Source organism: Paracoccus lichenicola, from assembly GCF_009708075.1.
GTDB classification, from domain to species: Bacteria; Pseudomonadota; Alphaproteobacteria; order Rhodobacterales; family Rhodobacteraceae; genus Paracoccus; species Paracoccus lichenicola.
In genome coordinates this window covers 14,061-31,922 of record NZ_WMBT01000005.1, presented here as the reverse complement: position 1 = coordinate 31,922, position 17,862 = coordinate 14,061, and the positions used below count along the sequence as shown (strand labels likewise).

Annotated in this window: 18 protein-coding genes and 1 pseudogene; 8 read left to right on the top strand and 11 right to left on the bottom strand. The window is 66.5% G+C overall.

All coding sequences use genetic code 11. The features are described 5' to 3' along the window. Window positions 1-39: 39 nt before the first annotated feature. From GIY56_RS10070 to GIY56_RS10055, 4 genes are all read right to left on the bottom strand, one after another. On the bottom strand, window positions 40-765 hold the full coding sequence (locus tag GIY56_RS10070) for a peptidase (RefSeq protein WP_154764716.1): 726 nt from the start codon (window positions 763-765) through the stop codon (window positions 40-42). 144 nt (window positions 766-909) lie between these two features. After that, the gene (locus GIY56_RS10065; RefSeq protein WP_154764715.1) at window positions 910-1,752 is read right to left on the bottom strand and encodes a transglutaminase family protein; all 843 of its coding nucleotides are present in this window, start codon (window positions 1,750-1,752) and stop codon (window positions 910-912) included. Further along, entirely contained in the window at window positions 1,752-2,708 is a 957-nt protein-coding gene (locus tag GIY56_RS10060; RefSeq protein WP_154764714.1) for an alpha-E domain-containing protein, read from the bottom strand. Before GIY56_RS10060 ends, GIY56_RS10065 begins: the two co-directional genes overlap by 1 nt. 12 nt (window positions 2,709-2,720) lie before the next feature. After that, a complete protein-coding gene (locus tag GIY56_RS10055) occupies window positions 2,721-4,130 on the bottom strand; it encodes a circularly permuted type 2 ATP-grasp protein (RefSeq protein WP_154764713.1) in 1,410 nt (469 codons plus the stop codon). A 286-nt stretch (window positions 4,131-4,416) separates the two neighbouring features. Here GIY56_RS10055 and GIY56_RS10050 point away from each other — a divergent pair, with 286 nt between their 5' ends. Together GIY56_RS10050 and GIY56_RS10045 are read left to right on the top strand one after the other, a co-directional pair. After that, the gene (locus tag GIY56_RS10050) at window positions 4,417-4,743 is read left to right on the top strand and encodes an STAS domain-containing protein (protein ID WP_154764712.1); all 327 of its coding nucleotides are present in this window, start codon (window positions 4,417-4,419) and stop codon (window positions 4,741-4,743) included. A 70-nt stretch (window positions 4,744-4,813) separates the two neighbouring features. Continuing rightward, entirely contained in the window at window positions 4,814-5,233 is a 420-nt protein-coding gene (locus GIY56_RS10045; protein WP_230312432.1) for an ATP-binding protein, read from the top strand. Here the strand turns inward: GIY56_RS10045 and hspQ are convergent. From hspQ to GIY56_RS10010, 7 genes are all read right to left on the bottom strand, one after another. Beyond that, a complete protein-coding gene (gene hspQ, locus GIY56_RS10040; RefSeq protein WP_154764710.1) occupies window positions 5,226-5,558 on the bottom strand; it encodes a heat shock protein HspQ in 333 nt (110 codons plus the stop codon). The genes GIY56_RS10045 and hspQ overlap by 8 nt on opposite strands. Window positions 5,559-5,690: 132 nt before the next feature. Beyond that, window positions 5,691-6,167 (bottom strand): CreA family protein, encoded by a 477-nt coding sequence (locus tag GIY56_RS10035; RefSeq protein WP_154764709.1) that lies wholly within the window; start codon window positions 6,165-6,167, stop codon window positions 5,691-5,693. Then, window positions 6,158-6,895 (bottom strand): metallophosphoesterase, encoded by a 738-nt coding sequence (locus GIY56_RS10030; protein ID WP_154764901.1) that lies wholly within the window; start codon window positions 6,893-6,895, stop codon window positions 6,158-6,160. Before GIY56_RS10030 ends, GIY56_RS10035 begins: the two co-directional genes overlap by 10 nt. A 58-nt stretch (window positions 6,896-6,953) precedes the next feature. After that, the gene (gene serA, locus GIY56_RS10025) at window positions 6,954-8,543 is read right to left on the bottom strand and encodes a phosphoglycerate dehydrogenase (protein ID WP_154764708.1); all 1,590 of its coding nucleotides are present in this window, start codon (window positions 8,541-8,543) and stop codon (window positions 6,954-6,956) included. 100 nt (window positions 8,544-8,643) lie between these two features. Continuing rightward, window positions 8,644-9,792: a phosphoserine transaminase gene (locus GIY56_RS10020; RefSeq protein ID WP_154764707.1), complete on the bottom strand. Its 1,149-nt coding sequence runs from the start codon at window positions 9,790-9,792 to the stop codon at window positions 8,644-8,646. 88 nt (window positions 9,793-9,880) lie between these two features. Beyond that, on the bottom strand, window positions 9,881-10,534 hold the full coding sequence (locus GIY56_RS10015; RefSeq protein ID WP_154764706.1) for a YggS family pyridoxal phosphate-dependent enzyme: 654 nt from the start codon (window positions 10,532-10,534) through the stop codon (window positions 9,881-9,883). Window positions 10,535-10,603: 69 nt separating this feature from the next. Next, window positions 10,604-11,638: a porin gene (locus tag GIY56_RS10010; protein WP_196053601.1), complete on the bottom strand. Its 1,035-nt coding sequence runs from the start codon at window positions 11,636-11,638 to the stop codon at window positions 10,604-10,606. A gap of 258 nt (window positions 11,639-11,896) precedes the next feature. Between GIY56_RS10010 and GIY56_RS10005 the strand changes: the two genes are divergently transcribed. The 6 genes and pseudogenes from GIY56_RS10005 (at window position 11,897) to GIY56_RS09985 (ending at window position 17,848) form a co-directional block, all read left to right on the top strand. Then, entirely contained in the window at window positions 11,897-12,367 is a 471-nt protein-coding gene (locus GIY56_RS10005; protein ID WP_154764704.1) for a DUF3576 domain-containing protein, read from the top strand. A gap of 91 nt (window positions 12,368-12,458) precedes the next feature. Further along, window positions 12,459-14,549: pseudogene (gene leuS / locus GIY56_RS10000) on the top strand (leucine--tRNA ligase); the annotation flags it as partial. 81 nt (window positions 14,550-14,630) lie between these two features. After that, a complete protein-coding gene (locus GIY56_RS18930) occupies window positions 14,631-15,152 on the top strand; it encodes a class I tRNA ligase family protein (protein ID WP_407946966.1) in 522 nt (173 codons plus the stop codon). Beyond that, entirely contained in the window at window positions 15,139-15,621 is a 483-nt protein-coding gene (gene lptE, locus GIY56_RS09995) for an LPS assembly lipoprotein LptE (RefSeq protein WP_154764702.1), read from the top strand. The genes GIY56_RS18930 and lptE overlap by 14 nt, the downstream gene beginning before the upstream one ends. Then, complete coding sequence (gene holA / locus GIY56_RS09990) at window positions 15,618-16,643, top strand: DNA polymerase III subunit delta (RefSeq protein WP_154764701.1); 1,026 nt, start codon at window positions 15,618-15,620, stop codon at window positions 16,641-16,643. The genes lptE and holA overlap by 4 nt, the downstream gene beginning before the upstream one ends. Continuing rightward, window positions 16,640-17,848: a BaiN/RdsA family NAD(P)/FAD-dependent oxidoreductase gene (locus GIY56_RS09985; protein ID WP_328288503.1), complete on the top strand. Its 1,209-nt coding sequence runs from the start codon at window positions 16,640-16,642 to the stop codon at window positions 17,846-17,848. The genes holA and GIY56_RS09985 overlap by 4 nt, the downstream gene beginning before the upstream one ends. Window positions 17,849-17,862 lie beyond the last annotated feature (14 nt).

The following is a 17,862-nucleotide window of genomic DNA, read 5'->3' as shown; positions in this document are numbered from 1 at the left end:
CCGCTTTGCGGGCAAATCCGTGTTGCCGGAACGCGCGGGTCAGATCGAGATGTTGACGAAGCTGTCGCGCAGGGCGGCGGACCAGGCCGCGCTCATCCGGGCGAAATCGGCATCGCCTTCCCCGATGCGGCGGCGGGTGGTGACGGCGCAGGCATCGCGCGCGATGATCGCCAGATCCAGCGGCATCCCGACCGACAGGTTCGACCGCAGCGTCGAATCCATCGACAGCAGCACGGCCTTTTGCGCGTCGGCCAGGCTGGTCGCGGGCGTCACCACGCGGTCCAGGATGGGCTTGCCGTACTTGTGTTCGCCGATCTGCAGGAAGGGCGTGTCCTCGGTCGCCTCGATGAAGTTGCCTTCGGGATAGATCAGGTACATGCGCATGTCGCCGCCCCGGCGCTGGCCCGCGACGATCATGGAGGCCGAGGCCTGCTGGCGCAGGTCGCGGCATTGTTCGGCGATCTCGCGCCGGGTGCGCGACAGCGTGTCGCCGATGATCGTGGCGACCTGCAGCATCGTCTGGGCCTTCATGATCGAGGTCGTCTCGTCCGCCATCTCGTCATGGATCGCCTCGTTCAGGCGCGCCAGCGTCGTTTGCGTGACCGACAGCGATCCCGCCGTCATCACCACGATGGCCCGTTCGCCCCGTTCCTCGAAGAAGAACATCTTGCGATAGCAGGCGATGTTGTCCAACCCGGCATTGGTGCGCGTGTCCGACAACAGCACAAGTCCGGCATTCAGCTTCAAGCCGACGCAATAGGTCATGGCCGCGTCTTTCCCGTCAGGATCGCGCCGCAATCTAGACGGCGCACGGATCAGTCGCAATCCGTCCTTTCCATTCACCTTGGCTCAAATATCCGCCGGGGTGAATTGGCCACAGGCCAAGAGGGGGCGGCAGCCCCCTTTCTTTCAGCTTTGCGTCTGGCTCTGGCTCTGGTTCTGGAACCGCTCCACCTCCTCGACGTTCACCGCGACATGCAGGGTCTCGATTCCCTGACCCGCCGCGATCCCGCGGATCGGCGCGGCATCCGACGCATCCAGCCCCGATCCCAGCCGGACATAGCGTTCGTCGGGGCAGCAGCGGTTCGCCGGATCGAAGCCGACCCAGCCAAGCCCCTGGACATGGATTTCGGTCCAGGCATGGGCGGCCTCGTGCGCCTCTCCTTCCGCCCTGCTGTGCAGATAGCCCGACACATAGCGCGCAGGCAGGTCGCGCAGGCGGGCCACGGCGGCCAGCGCATGGGCATGGTCCTGGCAGACGCCTTGGCCCTGCGCCAGGGCCTCGGCGGCGGTGGTGTGGAATTCCGTCTGGCCGGGGGCATAGGCGATGGCATCCGACACCGCGGCCGACAGCCGATGCGCCAGATCCAGCGCATCCGCGGGATCCGTGACCGTGGCCGCCAGTTCCCGCAGCCCCGCATCGGGCTTCGTCGCCGCCGTGTCGCGCCCATAGGCAAGCGGATGGATCAGCTCGCGATGCCCGCGCAGCACGCCTGCGGCATCGCGCGTCTCGACCCGGCCGGTGACGGTGACGGTGACCTCCTCGGTCGGGCCGCGCACGGTCCAGCCCTCGATCCAGTCCCCCGCCCCGTCGCGGAAACCGGGACCGCGGATGCCGCCCGACACGTCGATCGCCCAGTCATGCGCCCGCTGCCCTTCAAAGACCGAGGGCGTCAGCCGCAGGCTTTGCACCAGGTTCCGGACCGGCCGGTCATAGCGATAAACGGTCTGATGAAAGATGCGCAGCTTCATCACGATCCCCCCAGAAGGTAGTCTTCATGCACCAGGCCCGAGATGGTGCCGATCTCGGTAATGAACCAGGTCAGGAATTCGTGCAGCCCTTCGTCGAAGATCATGTCGATGTCATGGGCCTGCAGGCGGGTCAGCACCTCGCGTGCCTTGTCGCGGGCGTTGGTCGGCACCGTGTCGCCGTAACGCTTGGCAAGCCCTTCCAGGTTCCAGACCGCCTCGTACAGGGACGTGATCAGCGACCGGGGGCTTTCGCCGTTCAGGATCAGGAAATCCGCGACCCGCCCCGCCGTGATGTCGCCACCGTAAGCCCAGTGATAGGCCCGGTGCGCCGACAGCGCCCGCAGGATCACCTGCCATTGATAGGTGTCCAGGCCCGATCCCACGAACTCGATCCGGGGCAGCAGGACGTAATACTTCACGTCCAGCAGGCGCGCGGTGGCATCCGCGCGTTCCAGGCCATAGCCCAGGTTCATGAAATGCCAGCCGTCGTTGCGCAACTGCGTGGCGTTGATCGCGCCGCGCACGGTCGAGGTGTGGCTGGTCGTGACATCCGTCAGCGAGGCCGTGTGCAACGTGTCGCGCGGCGTCCTTTCGATCCGGCGCAGATCCTGGTAGGCCACGTTCAGCGCGTCCCAGACCTGGCTGGTCAGGGCGGTGCGCACGATGCGTCCCGCCTCGCGCGCCTTTTCGATGCAGGACATCACCGACGACGGGTTCTGGCGGTCGAAGAAGATGAATTCCTCGATGTTTTCCTGGCTGATCTCGCCGTATTTCTCGGCGAACAGGTCGGCCGACCCGGAGGCCTGCAACAGCGAATTCCATTCGTTCTGATAGCCCGAGGCGGTGTTGGGCAACAGCGTGATGCGCTGGCCCACGTCCAGCAGGCGGGCGGCGGTGTCGGCGCGTTCCAGGTGGCGGCCCATCCAGAACAGGTTTGCGGCAGTGCGGCTGAGCATGAGCGTCCCCCCTTATTCCGACAAGACCCAGGTGTCCTTGACGCCCCCGCCCTGCGACGAGTTCACGACAAGGCTGCCTTCGCGCAACGCCACCCGCGTCAACCCGCCCGGCACCAGTTCGATCCGGTCGCCGCACAGGCAATAGGGCCGCAGGTCCACATGGCGCGGCGCCAGTCCTTCGGCGACGAAGGTGGGGCAGGTGGACAGCGCCAGCGTCGGCTGGGCGATGTAGTTGCCGGGATCGGTCTCGATCTTGGCGCGGAAGGCCTCGATCTCGGCCTTGGTGGATTTCGGGCCGACCAGCATCCCGTAGCCGCCCGAGCCATGGACCTCCTTCACCACCAGGTCGGCCAGGTTCTCCATGACGTACCGGTAGTCGTCGTCCTTCCACAGCGTCCAGGTCTGGACGTTCTGCAACAGCGGCTCCTCGCCCAGGTAAAAGCGGACCATCTCGGGGACGAAGGTATAGATCGCCTTGTCGTCGGCCACGCCCGCGCCCGGCGCCGAACAGATCGACACCCCGCCCGAGCGATAGACATCCATCAGCCCCGGCACGCCCAGCAGCGAATCGGGGCGGAAGCACAGGGGATCCAGGAAGGGATCGTCGATCCGGCGATAGATCACGTCCACGCGCCTTGGTCCCTGGGTGGTGCGCATGTAGACGAATTCGCCGTCCACGAACAGATCGGCGCCCTCGACCAGTTCCACGCCCATCAGATTGGCAAGGAAGCTGTGTTCGTAATAGGCGCTGTTGAAATGGCCGGGCGTCAGGATCACGCAGGTGGGCCGGTCGTGGCATTTGGCGGGGGCGACCGATTCCAGCGTGCGGCGCAGCAGGTCGGGATACTGGTCCACAGGCTCGATCCGGTTGGCGCGGAACAGGCCGGGGAACATCCGCATCATGATCTCGCGGTTTTCCAGCATGTAGCTGACGCCGGACGGGGTGCGGCAGTTGTCCTCCAGCACATAGAACTCGTCCTTGGCGGTGCGCACCAGGTCGATGCCGATGATGTGGGAATACACGCCGCGCGGCGGCACGACGCCCACCACGGCCTTTTCATAAGCCTCGTTCTGATAGATCAGGCGGGCGGGGATGCGGCCCGCGCGCACGATCTCGGCCCGGCCATAGACATCGCGCAGGAAGGCGTTCAGCGCGCGCGCCCGCTGCTTGATGCCGCGTTCCAGGCGGCGCCATTCGGCCTGCTCGAAGACGCGGGGCATCATGTCGAAGGGGATCAGCCGGTCGGGGTCGCCGCCCTCGCCATAGACGGCGAAGGTGATGCCGATGCGGCGGAACAGGGCCTCGGCCTCGGCCTGCTTCATCTGCCGGAAATCGGCGGGCATCGTCTCGACCCATTGGCTCAGCCGCGCATAGGGTTCGCGGACCCGCGATCCCTCATACATCTCGTTGTAATACGTCATAAGTCCACCCGCTGACACCGGACCCTTCACGGGCCTTCTTTCTCCGTGATGATCGGAGACGGTTTTTGCCAAGTCCACAGAGGAATGGCGGTTCTTGCGCGAAAGTTCCGCAGGGGCAGATCGGAGGATGGGCATCCCCCGGCGGCACAGGACGATTATGCCGAAGTTTTAGGCAAGACCAAGGAGACCGGCAGGGCGGGGATCGCCGGGTCATGAATCGGGGCGGCGCTTACCGGATGGTAATCTTTTTTCCCTAAGCCTGATGGCGGATGCGCAGGGGAACAGAATGCCGAAACTGACCGTCACCGATACCGAAGCCCAACTGCTTGTTGCCATCGAGGAGGCGCGCATCGACGCGGCCATCGCCACCCGGTTCAAGGACCGGTTGCGCGACATCGTGCTGCGGGGGCGCAAGCCCGTGCGGCTGGACATGCGCCGCGTCGATTTCATGGACAGTTCCGGCCTGGGCGCGATGATCGCCGTCCGCAAGGCCCTGCCCGAAGCCCTGCCGCTGGTTCTGGAAGGGCTGACCCCCAACGTGGAACGCGTGTTCCGCCTGACGCGGATGGACACGGTCTTCGACATCCCCCCCGCCGCCACGCAACAGGAGTAAAGTCACGATGCCCCATACCGAACGGCAGAATGCCGGGCCGGCTCCGCGCCGGGCAGCCCGGGTGCAACCGATGTTTCACCGCGTGCTTCAGGCCGATCCCCGGGATGTCCGGCAGGCGCTGACGGACTTGCGCGGCCGCTTTGCTGGCGCGGTCAGCGCCGATGCCATGGGCCGGCTGGAACTGGTCCTGGCCGAGGTGATGAACAACGTGGCCGAACATGCGGCCACCCAGGGCGTCGGGTCGGGCTGCATGCACCTGTGCATCGTGATGCAGGACAGCGGCCTGTCCTGCGCGATCACCGATGACGGCAGCAGGTTGCCCGCCGATTGCCTGAAGCCGCGCGGTCTGCCCGCGCTCGATCCGCTGGATCTGCCGGAAGGCGGCTTCGGCTGGTTCCTGATCCAGGGGCTGACGCAATCGCTGTGCTATTACCGCGAAGGCCACCGCAACTGCCTGGCCTTCACCGTGCCCTATACCCAGGTCAGTTGAGCACGCCCATCAGCGGATAGCGCCCGTCCTCGAAATCGCCGAACATCTCGACCACCTCGGGGTGGTCCAGGGGTTCTCCCGACTGGTCGGGCATCAGGTTCTGTTCCGAGACATAGGCGACGTAATAGGTCGCCTCGGTTTCGGCATAAAGGTGATAAAAGGGCTGGTCCTTGGCCGGGCGCGCGTCTTCGGGGATCGAATCGTACCATTCCTCGGTATTCGCGAACTCGGGGTCCACGTCGAAGATCACCCCGCGGAACGGACGGTTGCGATGACGGACGACCTGACCCAGGCCGTATTTGGCGATTCGATGATGTGCCTGCATGAATGTTCCGCTGCGCTTGGGGGACAAGGCTGACGGGCGTTCTAATCCCGCCGGGCGATTCTGTCCACCAGATCACCAGCATTTGCACGATTTCGGGAAAGGGCCGCGACTAGCGGGCCACAGCGTCTGGCCTTACCGGGCCGGCCCGCCGCCCGTGTCCTCGGCCAGCAGGGGCACGGTGGACATCGACATCTTGGCCGACCCTTCGCTCAGTTCGCTGGCATGGGCCAGATAGACCAGCACGCGGTTTTCCGCGTCATAGATGCGCTTGACCCGCAGCGACTTGAACAGAAGCGAGCGTCCTTCGCTGAACACGTCCTGGGGGCTGCCCGGTTGCAGCCTGCCCACGTCGATGGTCCCGGTGCGGGCGCACTGGATGGCGCTGTTCGAGGGATCCTCGAACCAGTTGCCCTGGCTGAGGCGATCCAGGACGGACCTTTCGAAATAGGCCAGATGGCAGGTCACGCCGCCCACGTCGGGATCGGCGATGGCCTCGATCACGATGTCGTTGCCGATCCAATCGACGCCCACCTGGGCGATCTCCTCGGCCCGGGTCGGAACGGGGACCAGGGTGGGCAGCATCAGCAGCGCGGCGGCGATCATTCGCATGGCAGGGTCTCCGGTTGCAGGGGGACGCGGCCCCCGTCGGTCAGAAGATGCACCGCGCCGTCCTCGATCACCACGGCGCAAAGGGGCCGGCCATAGGCCGCGCCGCCATCGACGTTCAGGCGGTTGCCGTAATGGGTCGCGGTCCGGATCGCGGTATGGCCATGGACGACCAGCGTGCCATGGTCCTGCGGGTTGTCGAGGAAACCCTGCCGGATCCAGACCAGATCCTCCTCGGCCTGGTCCTGCAGATCGACGCCGGGCCGGATGCCGGCATGGACCACCAGGGCCAGCGGATGCAGGAAATACAGGGGCAGCGAGGCGAGATAGGTCACATGGCTGGCAGGCACCGCACGTTTCGCCTCGGCCAGCATCCGCTCGGGCGGCAGGGCGGTATCCACGCCATAGGACCGCAGCGTCTCGGGCGCGCCCAGGCCGGAATGCAGGGTCCAGTGCAGCCTGGAACTCAGCCCCGGATCGACCCAGTCGGGTTGCAGCAGGTATTGCGGCAGGAAGCGGTCGTGGTTGCCGCGCGTCACGATCCAGGGGCGCCCCTGCGCCTGGCCGGTTATCAGGTAATCCACGACGCCGCGAGAATCCGGCCCCCGGTCGATCAGGTCGCCCACATGGGCGATCAGCGCATCGGACCCGCCGTCGCGGAAGATGCGGTCATGCGCGGCCTTCAACTGGTCCAGATGTCCGTGGACATCGCCAATGACGTAAAGCCGCATCATCGCCCCGCTGTATGGAAAAGCCGCGCCCCCTGCCTAAGGGGGCGCGGCGGGATCGTCAAACCTCGAACTGCAAGCGGCGGGCCTGCAGGAACTTGCCGGTGGCCTGCAACGCGGCCAGGGCGGCGTCGCTGATCGGCTCGTCCAGGTACAGGATCGCGATGGCGTCGTTGCCCTGCGCCGACCGGCCCAGGGTGAAGTTCGCGATGTTCACGCCCAGATCGCCCAGCGTCGTGCCAAGCGCGCCGATCACGCCCGGCACGTCCTTGTTGCGGGTATAAAGCATGTGCGCCCCCACCTCGGCATCGACGGTGATGCCGCGGATCTGGATGAAGCGCGGCTTGCCGTCGCTGAAGACCGTGCCGGCGATCGACCGTTCGCGCGTGTCGGTGACGACGGTCAGCTTGATGTAACCCTCGAACACGCCGGCCTTGTCCTGGGTGGTGGTGGCCACCTGCACGCCGCGTTCCTTGGCCATGACGGGGGCGGACACCATGTTCACGTCCGGGTTGGTGGCCTTCATCACCCCGGCAATGACAGCCGCGTTCAGCGCGTTCAGGTTCATGGTCGAGGCAACGCCGTCATACAGCACGTTGATCGCCTTGATCGGCTCGTCCGTCATCTGGCCCACGAAGGCGCCCAGGTGCCCCGCCAGCTTGATCCAGGGTCCCATGACGGCGGCTTCCTCGGCCGTGACCGAGGGCATGTTCAGCGCGTTCTGCACCGCGCCGGTCAGCAGGTAGTCCGACATCTGCTCGGCCACCTGCAGGGCCACGTTCTCCTGCGCCTCGGTGGTCGATGCGCCCAGGTGCGGGGTCACGACCACGTTGGGCAGGTTGAACAGCGGGCTGTCGGTCGCGGGTTCCACCGCGAACACGTCGAATGCGGCGCCCGCGACGCGGCCGTCCTTCAGCGCCTCGGCCAAGGCTTCTTCGTCCACCAGGCCGCCGCGGGCGCAGTTGATGATGCGCACGCCGGGCTTCAGCTTGGCGATGGCCTCGCGCGACAGGATGTTCTTCGTCTTCTCGGTCAGCGGCACGTGGAAGGTGATGAAGTCCGACTTGGCCAGCAGGTCGTCCAGTTCGACCTTGGTCACGCCGATCTCCTTGGCGCGCTCGGGCGACAGGAAGGGGTCATAGGCCAGCACCTTCATGTGCAGCCCCAAGGCGCGGTCGATCACGATGGACCCGATATTGCCTGCGCCGATCACGCCCAGGGTCTTGTTGAACAGCTCGACCCCCATGAAGCGGTTCTTTTCCCACTTGCCCGCATGGGTGGACGCGCTCGCCTCGGGCAATTGGCGGGCCACGGCGAACATCATGGCGATGGCATGTTCGGCGGTAGTGACGCTGTTGCCGAAGGGCGTGTTCATCACGATCACGCCCTTTTTCGACGCCGCCGGGATGTCCACGTTGTCCACCCCGATGCCGGCGCGGCCGATGACCTTGAGGTTGGCGGCGTTCCCCAACAGCTTTTCCGTGACCTTGGTCGCGGACCGGATGGCAAGGCCGTCATACTGCCCGATCACTTCGGCCAGCTTGTCCTTGTCCTTGCCCAGGTCGGGCAGGTAATCGACCTCGACCCCGCGGTCGCGGAAGATCTGGACGGCGGTTTCCGACAGCTTGTCGGACACGAGAACCTTCGGCATGTCAGTTCATCCTTCATGTGCGGCATCCGGGCACAGCCTCGCGGATGCCATTTCACCTTGGTTTAAATATCCCGGGGTCTGGGAGCAGCGCCCCCAGCCTTCAGCCCTGCGCGGCCAGTTCCGCGCGGTAAGCCCATTCGATCCACGGCATCAGCGCCGCGACATCAGAGGTCTCGACCGTCGAGCCGCACCAGATCCGCAGCCCCGGCGGGGCGTCGCGATAGGCGCCGGCATCCAGCGCCACGCCCTCCTTCTCCAGCCGCTTGGCGACGGCCTTGGCAAAGGCCGCGCCGTCCTTGATGGCCGGATCGGTGAAGCGCAGGCAGACGCTGGTGTTGGACGCGGTGGCCGGATCGGCGGCCAGATCGGCGATCCAGTCCTTGTCCGCGATGAAGTCGCGCACGGCGGCGGCATTGGCATCGGCCCGCGCGATCAGGGCCTTCACCCCGCCCAGGGATTGCGCCCATTTCAGCGCGACCAGGTAATCCTCGACCGCGAGCATCGAGGGCGTGTTGATCGTCTCGCCCTTGAAGATGCCCTCGATCAGCTTGCCGCCCTTGGTCATGCGGAAGATCTTGGGCAGCGGCCAGGCGGGGGTGTAGGTTTCCAGCCGTTCCACGGCGCGCGGCGACAGGATCAGCATCCCGTGCGCGCCTTCGCCGCCCAGCACCTTTTGCCAACTGAAGGTGACCACATCCAGCTTGTCGAAGGGCAGGTCCATCGCGAATGCGGCGCTGGTCGCGTCGCAGATGGTCAGGCCCGCGCGGTCCGCCGGGATCGCGTCGCCGCTGGGCACGCGCACGCCGCTGGTGGTGCCGTTCCAGGTGAACACGACATCCTTGTCGAAATCGACCTGGGCAAAGTCCACGATCTTGCCGTAATCGGCCTTGCGCACCGTGGCGTCCAGCTTCAGCTGCTTGACGGCATCCGTGACCCAGCCTTCGCCAAAGCTTTCCCAGGCCAGCATCTCGACGGGCCGTGCGCCCAGCAGCGACCACATCGCCATCTCGACCGCGCCGGTGTCGGAGCCGGGGACGATGCCGATGCGGTAACCTTCGGGAACGCCCAGGACTTCGCGCGTCAGGTCGATCGCCTCGGCCAGCTTGGCCTTGCCGACGGCGGCGCGGTGCGAGCGGCCCAAAGGGGCGTCCGACAGCATGTCCAGGGTGTAATGGGGGATCTTGGCGCAGGGGCCAGAGGAAAAGCGCGGGTTTGCCGGGCGCGCCACCGGGGTCGTCAGATCTTTCATGACTAGCCTTCCAGCTATATGGCCCTTCGTTGGGGAAGGGTGTCCCGCTGCCGGGAATACGCGGGACCGCCGCGTTTCGCAAGAAGAATCAGCCGTAATCGCGCGCGCCGAAGATGGCGGAACCCACGCGCACATGGGTCGCGCCCTCGGCGATCGCCGCCTCGAAGTCCGCGCTCATCCCCATGGACAGGTTCGGCAAGCCGTGATCGGCGGCCAGGGCGCGCAGCAGGCGGAAATGGGGCAAGGGATCGCAGTCCTCGGGCGGGATGCACATCAACCCTTGGGGCGACAGGCCCAGGTCGCGGCAGGAGGACAGGAAGACCGGCAGTTCGTCGGCCAGGATCCCGGCCTTTTGCGGCTCGTCCCCGGTGTTGACCTGGATGAACAGCTGCGGGATGCGGCCCTGTTCGGCGATCTGCTGGGCCAGCTTGCGGGCCAGGGTCATGCGGTCCAGGGTGTGGATGGCGTCGAACAGGTCCACCGCCGCGCGGGCCTTGTTCGATTGCAGCGGGCCGATCATGTGCAGCTCCACCCCCGGCCAGCGGTCGCGCCAGCCGGGCCACTTGCCCTGCGCTTCCTGCACGTAGTTTTCGCCGAAGACGCGATGGCCCGCGTCCAGCACGGCGGTCACGCGGTCCTCGGGCTGCACCTTGCTGACGGCGATCAGCGTGACGCTGCCGGGCGCGCGTCCGGCGCGGTCCTCTGCCGCGGCAATGCGGCGCTTGATGTCATCCAGTCCCATGACGCGACAAGACAAAAAGAAAAGAGCGGGCGCAAGGCCCGCTCTCCAGTTTGACATCCGATCCGGGGATCAGAAGTCGAAGCGCACGCCCATGTCGGCGGTCACGCGCTCTTGGTAGTCGCGCTGCAGCGAGGCGCCCAGGCGGGCACCGCCCAGGTCGTAGTTGACGCCGATACCGAACGAGTTGTCGGTCTGCTTCGCCGCCCAGTCACCGCTGTTGTTGGCGATATAGGCTTCGATGTTGGTCAGGCCGTCGGCCAGGGTATAGTCGCCGTACAGGGCGACGGTGCTGCCCAGGTCATCGGTGATCGGATCGAAGTCCGGATCGCTGGAGGACTGGCCTTCGTAGTCGCCGGCATCGCCGTTGTCGATCCAGTTCAGGCCGATGCGGGCATTTTCCATGACGGCATAGCGGGCACCGACGAAGTACACGTCGTGATCGTCATTGCCGGCGCCGTTCAGCGCGAAGCCGCCCGACAGTTCCAGACGCTCGTTCCAGGTGTAATCGACCGAGAAGCTGTATTCTTCTTTGACATCACCGAACAGCTCTTCGTCCTCGACAGTGCCGGTCTGGTCCGGGTCGATGTACGAAGCGCGAACTTCGAGGTTGTCGAGCGCATAGGACGCAAAGACGCCCAGGCGGTTCTCATTGGTATAGGCTTCGCTTTCGTAGGCGAAGAAGGCGCCCAGAGAGTTGCCGCCAACCGAACGGTCATAGGAGCCGAGTTCGGTCGCATAGAGCAGGCCGGCCGAGTCCAGAGCGGTTTCGGTGTTGCCGACTTCAACGGTCAGGCCGCTGGAGGTCACATACAGCTTGCCGGCGTTCAGTTCACCGTTGTTGTCGCTGTTCTGGTCCCACTGGATGCGGAAGCGGGCACCGAAGTCCACGCCCTGGTCGGTCGAGGTCGCGGCGTCGATGTTCATCCGCAGGCGCGAAATGACCTGGGTGTCGCTGCCTTCTCCGCCGAACGCATCAAGGCCGGTCTGGACCGCATCTTCGTAATAGATCACGCCGGTCCGGCCGTAACCCGAGATGGTCACGTCGGCGGCGGCGGCACCGGCGGTCAGGACCAGCGCGGTGGAGGCGATAAGAGCCTTTTTCATGGTCAAGTTCCCTCTTGTCTCTCTGATGCCCAAACCGGCATTACCGCCTTGGGTATGCTGCCTTGTTTCCCCCGTCCGCATCCACGATGCAACGGAATCGCGTAAGGCCCCCAGCCTTGGCGGATCCTGTGATGCACAAGGGCCACACCTTTGCGTGATGGCGGGAACCGCTCCCAGACCCCCCTTGGCCCAAGGCGCTTGTGGGGCGGGGGCGATCCGGGCTAAAGCTGCGACCAATGCCGAAAAACGGGGGACCGCATGAAAACCGCACACGCCGCGCGCCTTGTGATCGCAGCGACGCTTTGCGCCGGATTGGCTGGCTGCGGCGGCGGGCCGAATGCCGGGCCGAACGAAAGCCCCGACATGCGCCCCGAGGTTCGCCGCACCACCATCTGGGACGCCTTCCGCAGTTCGGAAAACCCCAACACCGCCGTGGGCGTGAACAAGTACCTGTGGAACGCCAGCCTGGAGGTGCTGAACTTCCTGCCGGTGCAGACGGTCGATCCCTTCACCGGCGTGATCCAGACGGGCTACGGCACGCCGCCGGGCGGCGGTCGGTCCTATCGCGCCACCATCAAGATCGCCGACCCCGCGCTGGACGCGCGCAGCCTCAAGCTGTCGCTGCAAGGGCCAGGGGGCGCGGCGGTGGAACCCGGCACGGTGCGCGCGGTCGAGGACGCGATCCTGACGCGGGCGCGGCAGTTGCGGATCCAGGACGGGCGGTTGTAAGGGCGGTGGGGTGAAACCCCACCCTACGGGCTGGACCCGATGGGGGGCGGCGTATAAACCCTGCGGCAAATGACGCCAAAGGTCCGCCCCGATGCCCTATGATCCCTCCAGCCTTGAACCCCGCTGGCAAGCCGCCTGGGAACAGGCGGGCAGCTTTGCCGCCGTGCGCGACGAACGCCCCAAGTATTACGTGCTGGAGATGTTCCCCTACCCCTCGGGGCGGATCCACATGGGGCATGTGCGCAACTACACGATGGGCGACGTGGTGGCCCGCTTCAAGCGCGCCCAGGGGTATTCCGTTCTGCACCCGATGGGATGGGACGCCTTCGGGATGCCTGCGGAAAACGCCGCGATGGAACAGGGCGGCCATCCGCGCGACTGGACCTATGCCAACATCGCCACGATGCGCGAGCAGCTGAAGCCGCTGGGCCTGTCGATCGACTGGTCCCGCGAATTCGCCACCTGCGACGACGATTACGTCCACCAGCAGCAGGCGATGTTCCTGGACATGCTCGATGCCGGTCTCATCACCCGCAAGTCGGCCCAGGTGAACTGGGATCCGGTGGACATGACGGTGCTTGCGAACGAGCAGGTGATCGACGGCAAGGGCTGGCGGTCGGGTGCTGTGGTCGAACGGCGCGAACTGACGCAATGGTTCTTCCGCATCTCGGATTATTCGGACGAATTGCTGTCGGCCCTGGACGGGCTGACCGGCTGGCCGGACAAGGTGCGGCTGATGCAGGCCAACTGGATCGGCAAGTCGCGCGGGTTGCAGTTCCGGTTTCAGACGGTGGACGCGCCCGAGGGGTTCGAGGCGATCGAGGTCTATACCACCCGCCCCGACACGCTGATGGGGGCGAGTTTCGTGGCGCTGTCGCCGGATCACCCGCTGGTGCGCGATCTCGCCGCCGCCGATCCGCGCGTGGCCGCATTCGTCGAGGAGTGCCGCAAGATCGGCACGACCGAGGAAGCCATCGAGACCGCGCCCAAGCTGGGCTTCGATACCGGCCTGACCGTGAAACACCCGCTGGATGCGGACTGGCACCTGCCGATCTGGATCGCGAATTTCGTGCTGATGGATTACGGCACGGGGGCGATCTTCGGGTCGCCCGCGCATGACGAGCGCGACCACGAGTTCGCCACGAAATACGGGCTGCCGATCCGCGCGACCTTCGGCGAACGCGGCATGTCGCTGGAGCAGGCCGACGCGCTGGTCGCCAAGGCGCCGTTCGTGCCGCTGAAATCGGAAACCGTCACCTATGTGCGCGGTTTCAGCGGCGCGGCGGACCAGACCGGAGAGGCCGCCGTGGACGCGGCCATCGCCCATGCGGAAAGCGCGGGCTATGGCGAGGGCGTGACGAAATTCCGGCTGCGCGATTGGGGGATTTCTCGCCAGCGTTACTGGGGCTGTCCGATCCCGGTGCTGCATTGCGACACCTGCGGCACGGTGCCCGAGGCCAAGGAGAACCTGCCGGTGCTGCTGCCGCAGGACGTCAGTTTCGACGTGCCGGGCAACCCGCTGGACCGCCACCCGACCTGGCGTCAGGCCACCTGCCCGAACTGCGGGGGCGCGGCGCTGCGCGAAACGGACACGATGGACACCTTCGTCGACTCGTCCTGGTATTACGCGCGCTTCACCTCGCCCCATGCCGCCACGCCGACCGACCGGGCGGACGCCGATTACTGGATGAACGTGGACCAGTATATCGGCGGCATCGAGCACGCGATCCTGCACCTGCTCTATTCGCGGTTCTTCGCCCGGGCGATGGTCAAGACGGGGCATCTGCCGGAATCGGCGAAAGAGCCGTTCGACGCGCTGTTCACGCAAGGGATGGTGACGCATGAGATTTACAGTAATGCTCTGGGCGGGGAGATGATAACTGGTTCAGACGCAGTTGCTGAAAATGCTTTAGAAGAAGATCGCCTTAAAAATCGCATAAAATATTACTTCCCCGAAGATGTTGTAATCTACGAACATCATGGTCGGCGCCGGGGAATTACCAAACAGCAAGTAAAAGACGCGAACCTGTATCCATTGAAGCAGGAGGACTTGTCCTTTGCACTTGTTGAAGGGAAAATAAAATTTGACGTTGTAGTTAGTTCTTCGGCCAAGATGTCGAAGTCCAAGAAGAACGTGGTCGATCCGGTCAACATCGTCGCCAACTTCGGCGCAGATACCGCCCGCTGGTTCATGCTGTCGGACTCCCCGCCCGAGCGCGACGTGGAATGGACCGCTGCCGGGGCCGAGGCCGCGAACAAGTTCCTGGCCCGCGTCTGGCGGCTGGCCGACGAGGCGGGTGAGGGCGGGGACGATCCCGACCTGACCCGCGCCGCTCATCGGGCCATCGCCGACGTGACGAAGGCCATCGAGGGCTTTGCCTTCAACAAGGCCGTCGCCAAGATTTATGAACTGGCGAACGCGGTCGGCAAGTCCAAGGCGGGCGGCGAGGCCCGCCGCGCCGTGCTGCGGATCATGGCGCAGTTGATGGGGCCGATGGTGCCGCACCTGGCCGAGGATGTCTGGGCCATGGCGGGCGGGCAGGGGCTGCTGGTCGATGCGCCCTGGCCCAAGGCGGACCCGGCGATGCTGGAGGATGACACGGTCGTCCTGCCGATCCAGATCAACGGCAAGCGCCGGGCCGAGATCAGCGTCGCCCGCGACATGCCCAAGGACCAGATCGAGGCGATGGTGCTGGCCGACGAAACCGTGCGCCGCTTCCTGGAGGGTGCTGCCCCGAAAAAGCTGATCGTCGTGCCGGGGCGGATCGTCAATGTGGTCGCCTGACCGCCGGACCGCGTTTCTGGGGCTGCTGGCGGTTTCCGCCTGCGGGCTGACGCCGGTCTATGGCCCGAACGGGGCGGGCCGGCGGCTGTTCGGCAAGGTCCGCCCGCGCGATCCCCGGACCTATCAGGACTTCGCCTTCAATCGCCGCCTGGGGGAACGCCTGGGGGGCGAGGGGACGGATTACGACCTGGATTACCGCATCACCGTGGGCGTCGTGCCGCAGGCCATCACCACGGACGAGGTGACGAACCGCTATTCCCTGAACGGCACCGCCGATTTCGCGCTGACCGACCGGGCGGGCCGGGTGCTGGCGCAGGGGCGGGTCAGCAACTTCACCTCCTATTCCACGACCGGCACGACCATCGCCACCTTGTCGGCCGAGGGCGACGCGCGGTCGCGTCTGGCGGAAATGCTGGCCGATCAGGTCGTCACGCGGCTGCTGGCGGCGTCCGCGCAATTGCCCGAATGATCCTCAAGGGCGCGGAAATCGCGCGCTATCTGGCGCGGCCCGATCCCTCGCGCCCGGCGCTGCTGATCCATGGGCAGGACGCCATGCGCGTCGCGATGAAGCGGGCCGAGGCGGTCAAGGCCTTGGTCGGCGAGAAGGCCGACGAGGAGATGCGCCTGACCCGGATGCCCGGCGCGGCCCTGCGCAAGGATCCCGCGCAGCTTCTGGATGCGGTCAAGGAGGTGGGCTTCTTCCCCGGCCCGCGCGTGGTGCTGGTCGAGGATGCGCCGGACCTTGCCGCGGATGCGATTCGCGCGGCGCTTCTGGACTGGAAGCCGGGCGATGCGGCGATGGTGGTGACGGCGGGGGCCTTGGGCAAATCGTCCGCCCTGCGCAAGCTGTTCGAGCCGCATCCCACCGCCGTGACCGCCCCCGTCTATGACGATCCGCCGGGCGAGGAGGAGGTCGCGCGCTGGCTGTCTGATGCCGGCCTGCGCCAGGTGCCGCCGCCCGCGATGAAGGACATGATGGCGCTGGCCCGCGCGCTGGATCCGGGCGACCTGCGCCAGACGATCGAGAAGATCGGGCTTTACAAGCACGGCGACGACACCCCCCTGACGGGGGACGAGATCGCCCTGATGGCCCCCGCCACCATCGAGGCCGATCTGGACGAGCTGATCCACATCGTCGCCGAACGCCGCGAAGCCGAGTTCGGCCCCATGATGCGCCGCATCGAGGGGCAGGGGGTGAACCCGGTCACGCTGTGTATCGCCGCGCTGCGCCATTTCCGCGCGCTTCATGGGGCCGCAGCCGATCCCGCCGGGCCGGGCGTCGCGCTGTCGCGGATGCGCCCGCCGGTCTTCGGTCCCAGCCGCGACCGCATGGCCCGGCAGGCGCAAGGCTGGGGCATGGGTCCGCTGGAGGACGCGGTGCGGTCGCTGCTGGATTGCGACCTGACCCTGCGCAGCGCCACCCGCGCGCCGCAGATGGCGCTGGTCGAACGCGCGCTGATCCGCCTGGCGATGACGCGGGGACGGCGGTGACGGAAACCGTCGATGCGCTGATCATCGGCGCGGGGCCTGCGGGGCTGATGGCGGCCGAGGCCCTGGCCGCGCCGGGCCGCACGGTGGTCGTGGCCGAGGCGATGCCCACGCCCGCGCGAAAATTCCTGATGGCGGGCAAGTCGGGGCTGAACCTGACCAAGGACGAGCCGTTTCCGGCGTTCGCGCAAAGGTTCACCCTTGGAACCGGGGCGCTGCCCCGGACCCCGGGATATTTGAGCAAAGGTGAAAGCCGGTTCGGGCCTGCCGAGGTGATGGCTTGGGCACAGGGGTTGGGGGTTGAACTGTTCACCGGTTCCACGGGACGGGTGTTTCCGGTGGGGATGAAGGCCTCGCCGCTGCTGCGGGCCTGGCTTTCGCGGCTGCGCGGCGCGGGGGTCGAGGTGCGGACCCACTGGCGGTGGATAGGGGAGGGGTTCCGGTTCCAGACGCCCGATGGACCGCAGGTGATCCGGCCGCGCGTGGCGGTGCTGGCGCTTGGCGGGGCGAGTTGGCCTCGGCTGGGATCGGACGGATCTTGGGTGCCGTGGCTGCGGGCCGCGGGGGTGGCGGTCGCGCCCTTCCGGCCTGCGAACATGGGGTTCCGGGTCGCCTGGTCCGAGCCGATGGCGCGGCATTTCGGATCGGCGGTGAAGGGGACCGCGCTGTCGGCGGGCGATCTGGCCAGCCGGGGCGAGTGGATCATCGGCAGGCAAGGGGTCGAGGGTGGCGGGATCTATGAGATCTCGGCCGCGCTGCGGGACGGGGCGGCGGGGTCTGTGGATCTGGCGCCCGATCTGGATCACACGGCGCTGGCTGCGCGATTTGCCAAGGCCAGGGGCAAGCTGTCGCTGGGCAACTGGCTGCGCCGGGTGCTGGACGATCCGGTCAAGGTCGCGCTGCTGCTGGAATGGGGCAGGCCCTTGCCGGACGATCCCGGTGGCTGGGCCGCGTGGGCCAAGGCCTTGCCCCTGCGCCACGACGGGCCGATGGGGCTGGAAACCGCGATCTCCAGCGCCGGCGGCGTCACCTGGGATTCGCTGACCGAGGACCAGGAACTGCGCGCCATGCCCGGCGTCTTCGCCGCGGGCGAGATGCTGGATTGGGAAGCGCCGACCGGCGGCTATCTTCTGACCGCTTGCCTGGGCAGCGGGTTGCACGCCGGACGGGCAGCCGCCGCACGGCTTGCCGCCCTGAGACCGGGTTGACCGGCTGCCACCTT

What these genes read in the sequence shown, in the direction of transcription:
- GIY56_RS10070 (WP_154764716.1), bottom strand. Translation starts at nt 765, where the DNA reads ATGACCTATTGCGTCGGCTTGAAGCTGAATGCCGGACTTGTGCTGTTG.
- GIY56_RS10065 (WP_154764715.1), bottom strand. Translation starts at nt 1,752, where the DNA reads ATGAAGCTGCGCATCTTTCATCAGACCGTTTATCGCTATGACCGGCCG.
- GIY56_RS10060 (WP_154764714.1), bottom strand. Translation starts at nt 2,708, where the DNA reads ATGCTCAGCCGCACTGCCGCAAACCTGTTCTGGATGGGCCGCCACCTG.
- GIY56_RS10055 (WP_154764713.1), bottom strand. Translation starts at nt 4,130, where the DNA reads ATGACGTATTACAACGAGATGTATGAGGGATCGCGGGTCCGCGAACCC.
- GIY56_RS10050 (WP_154764712.1), top strand. Translation starts at nt 4,417, where the DNA reads ATGCCGAAACTGACCGTCACCGATACCGAAGCCCAACTGCTTGTTGCC.
- GIY56_RS10045 (WP_230312432.1), top strand. Translation starts at nt 4,814, where the DNA reads ATGTTTCACCGCGTGCTTCAGGCCGATCCCCGGGATGTCCGGCAGGCG.
- hspQ (WP_154764710.1), bottom strand. Translation starts at nt 5,558, where the DNA reads ATGCAGGCACATCATCGAATCGCCAAATACGGCCTGGGTCAGGTCGTC.
- GIY56_RS10035 (WP_154764709.1), bottom strand. Translation starts at nt 6,167, where the DNA reads ATGCGAATGATCGCCGCCGCGCTGCTGATGCTGCCCACCCTGGTCCCC.
- GIY56_RS10030 (WP_154764901.1), bottom strand. Translation starts at nt 6,895, where the DNA reads ATGCGGCTTTACGTCATTGGCGATGTCCACGGACATCTGGACCAGTTG.
- serA (WP_154764708.1), bottom strand. Translation starts at nt 8,543, where the DNA reads ATGCCGAAGGTTCTCGTGTCCGACAAGCTGTCGGAAACCGCCGTCCAG.
- GIY56_RS10020 (WP_154764707.1), bottom strand. Translation starts at nt 9,792, where the DNA reads ATGAAAGATCTGACGACCCCGGTGGCGCGCCCGGCAAACCCGCGCTTT.
- GIY56_RS10015 (WP_154764706.1), bottom strand. Translation starts at nt 10,534, where the DNA reads ATGGGACTGGATGACATCAAGCGCCGCATTGCCGCGGCAGAGGACCGC.
- GIY56_RS10010 (WP_196053601.1), bottom strand. Translation starts at nt 11,638, where the DNA reads ATGAAAAAGGCTCTTATCGCCTCCACCGCGCTGGTCCTGACCGCCGGT.
- GIY56_RS10005 (WP_154764704.1), top strand. Translation starts at nt 11,897, where the DNA reads ATGAAAACCGCACACGCCGCGCGCCTTGTGATCGCAGCGACGCTTTGC.
- lptE (WP_154764702.1), top strand. Translation starts at nt 15,139, where the DNA reads ATGTGGTCGCCTGACCGCCGGACCGCGTTTCTGGGGCTGCTGGCGGTT.
- holA (WP_154764701.1), top strand. Translation starts at nt 15,618, where the DNA reads ATGATCCTCAAGGGCGCGGAAATCGCGCGCTATCTGGCGCGGCCCGAT.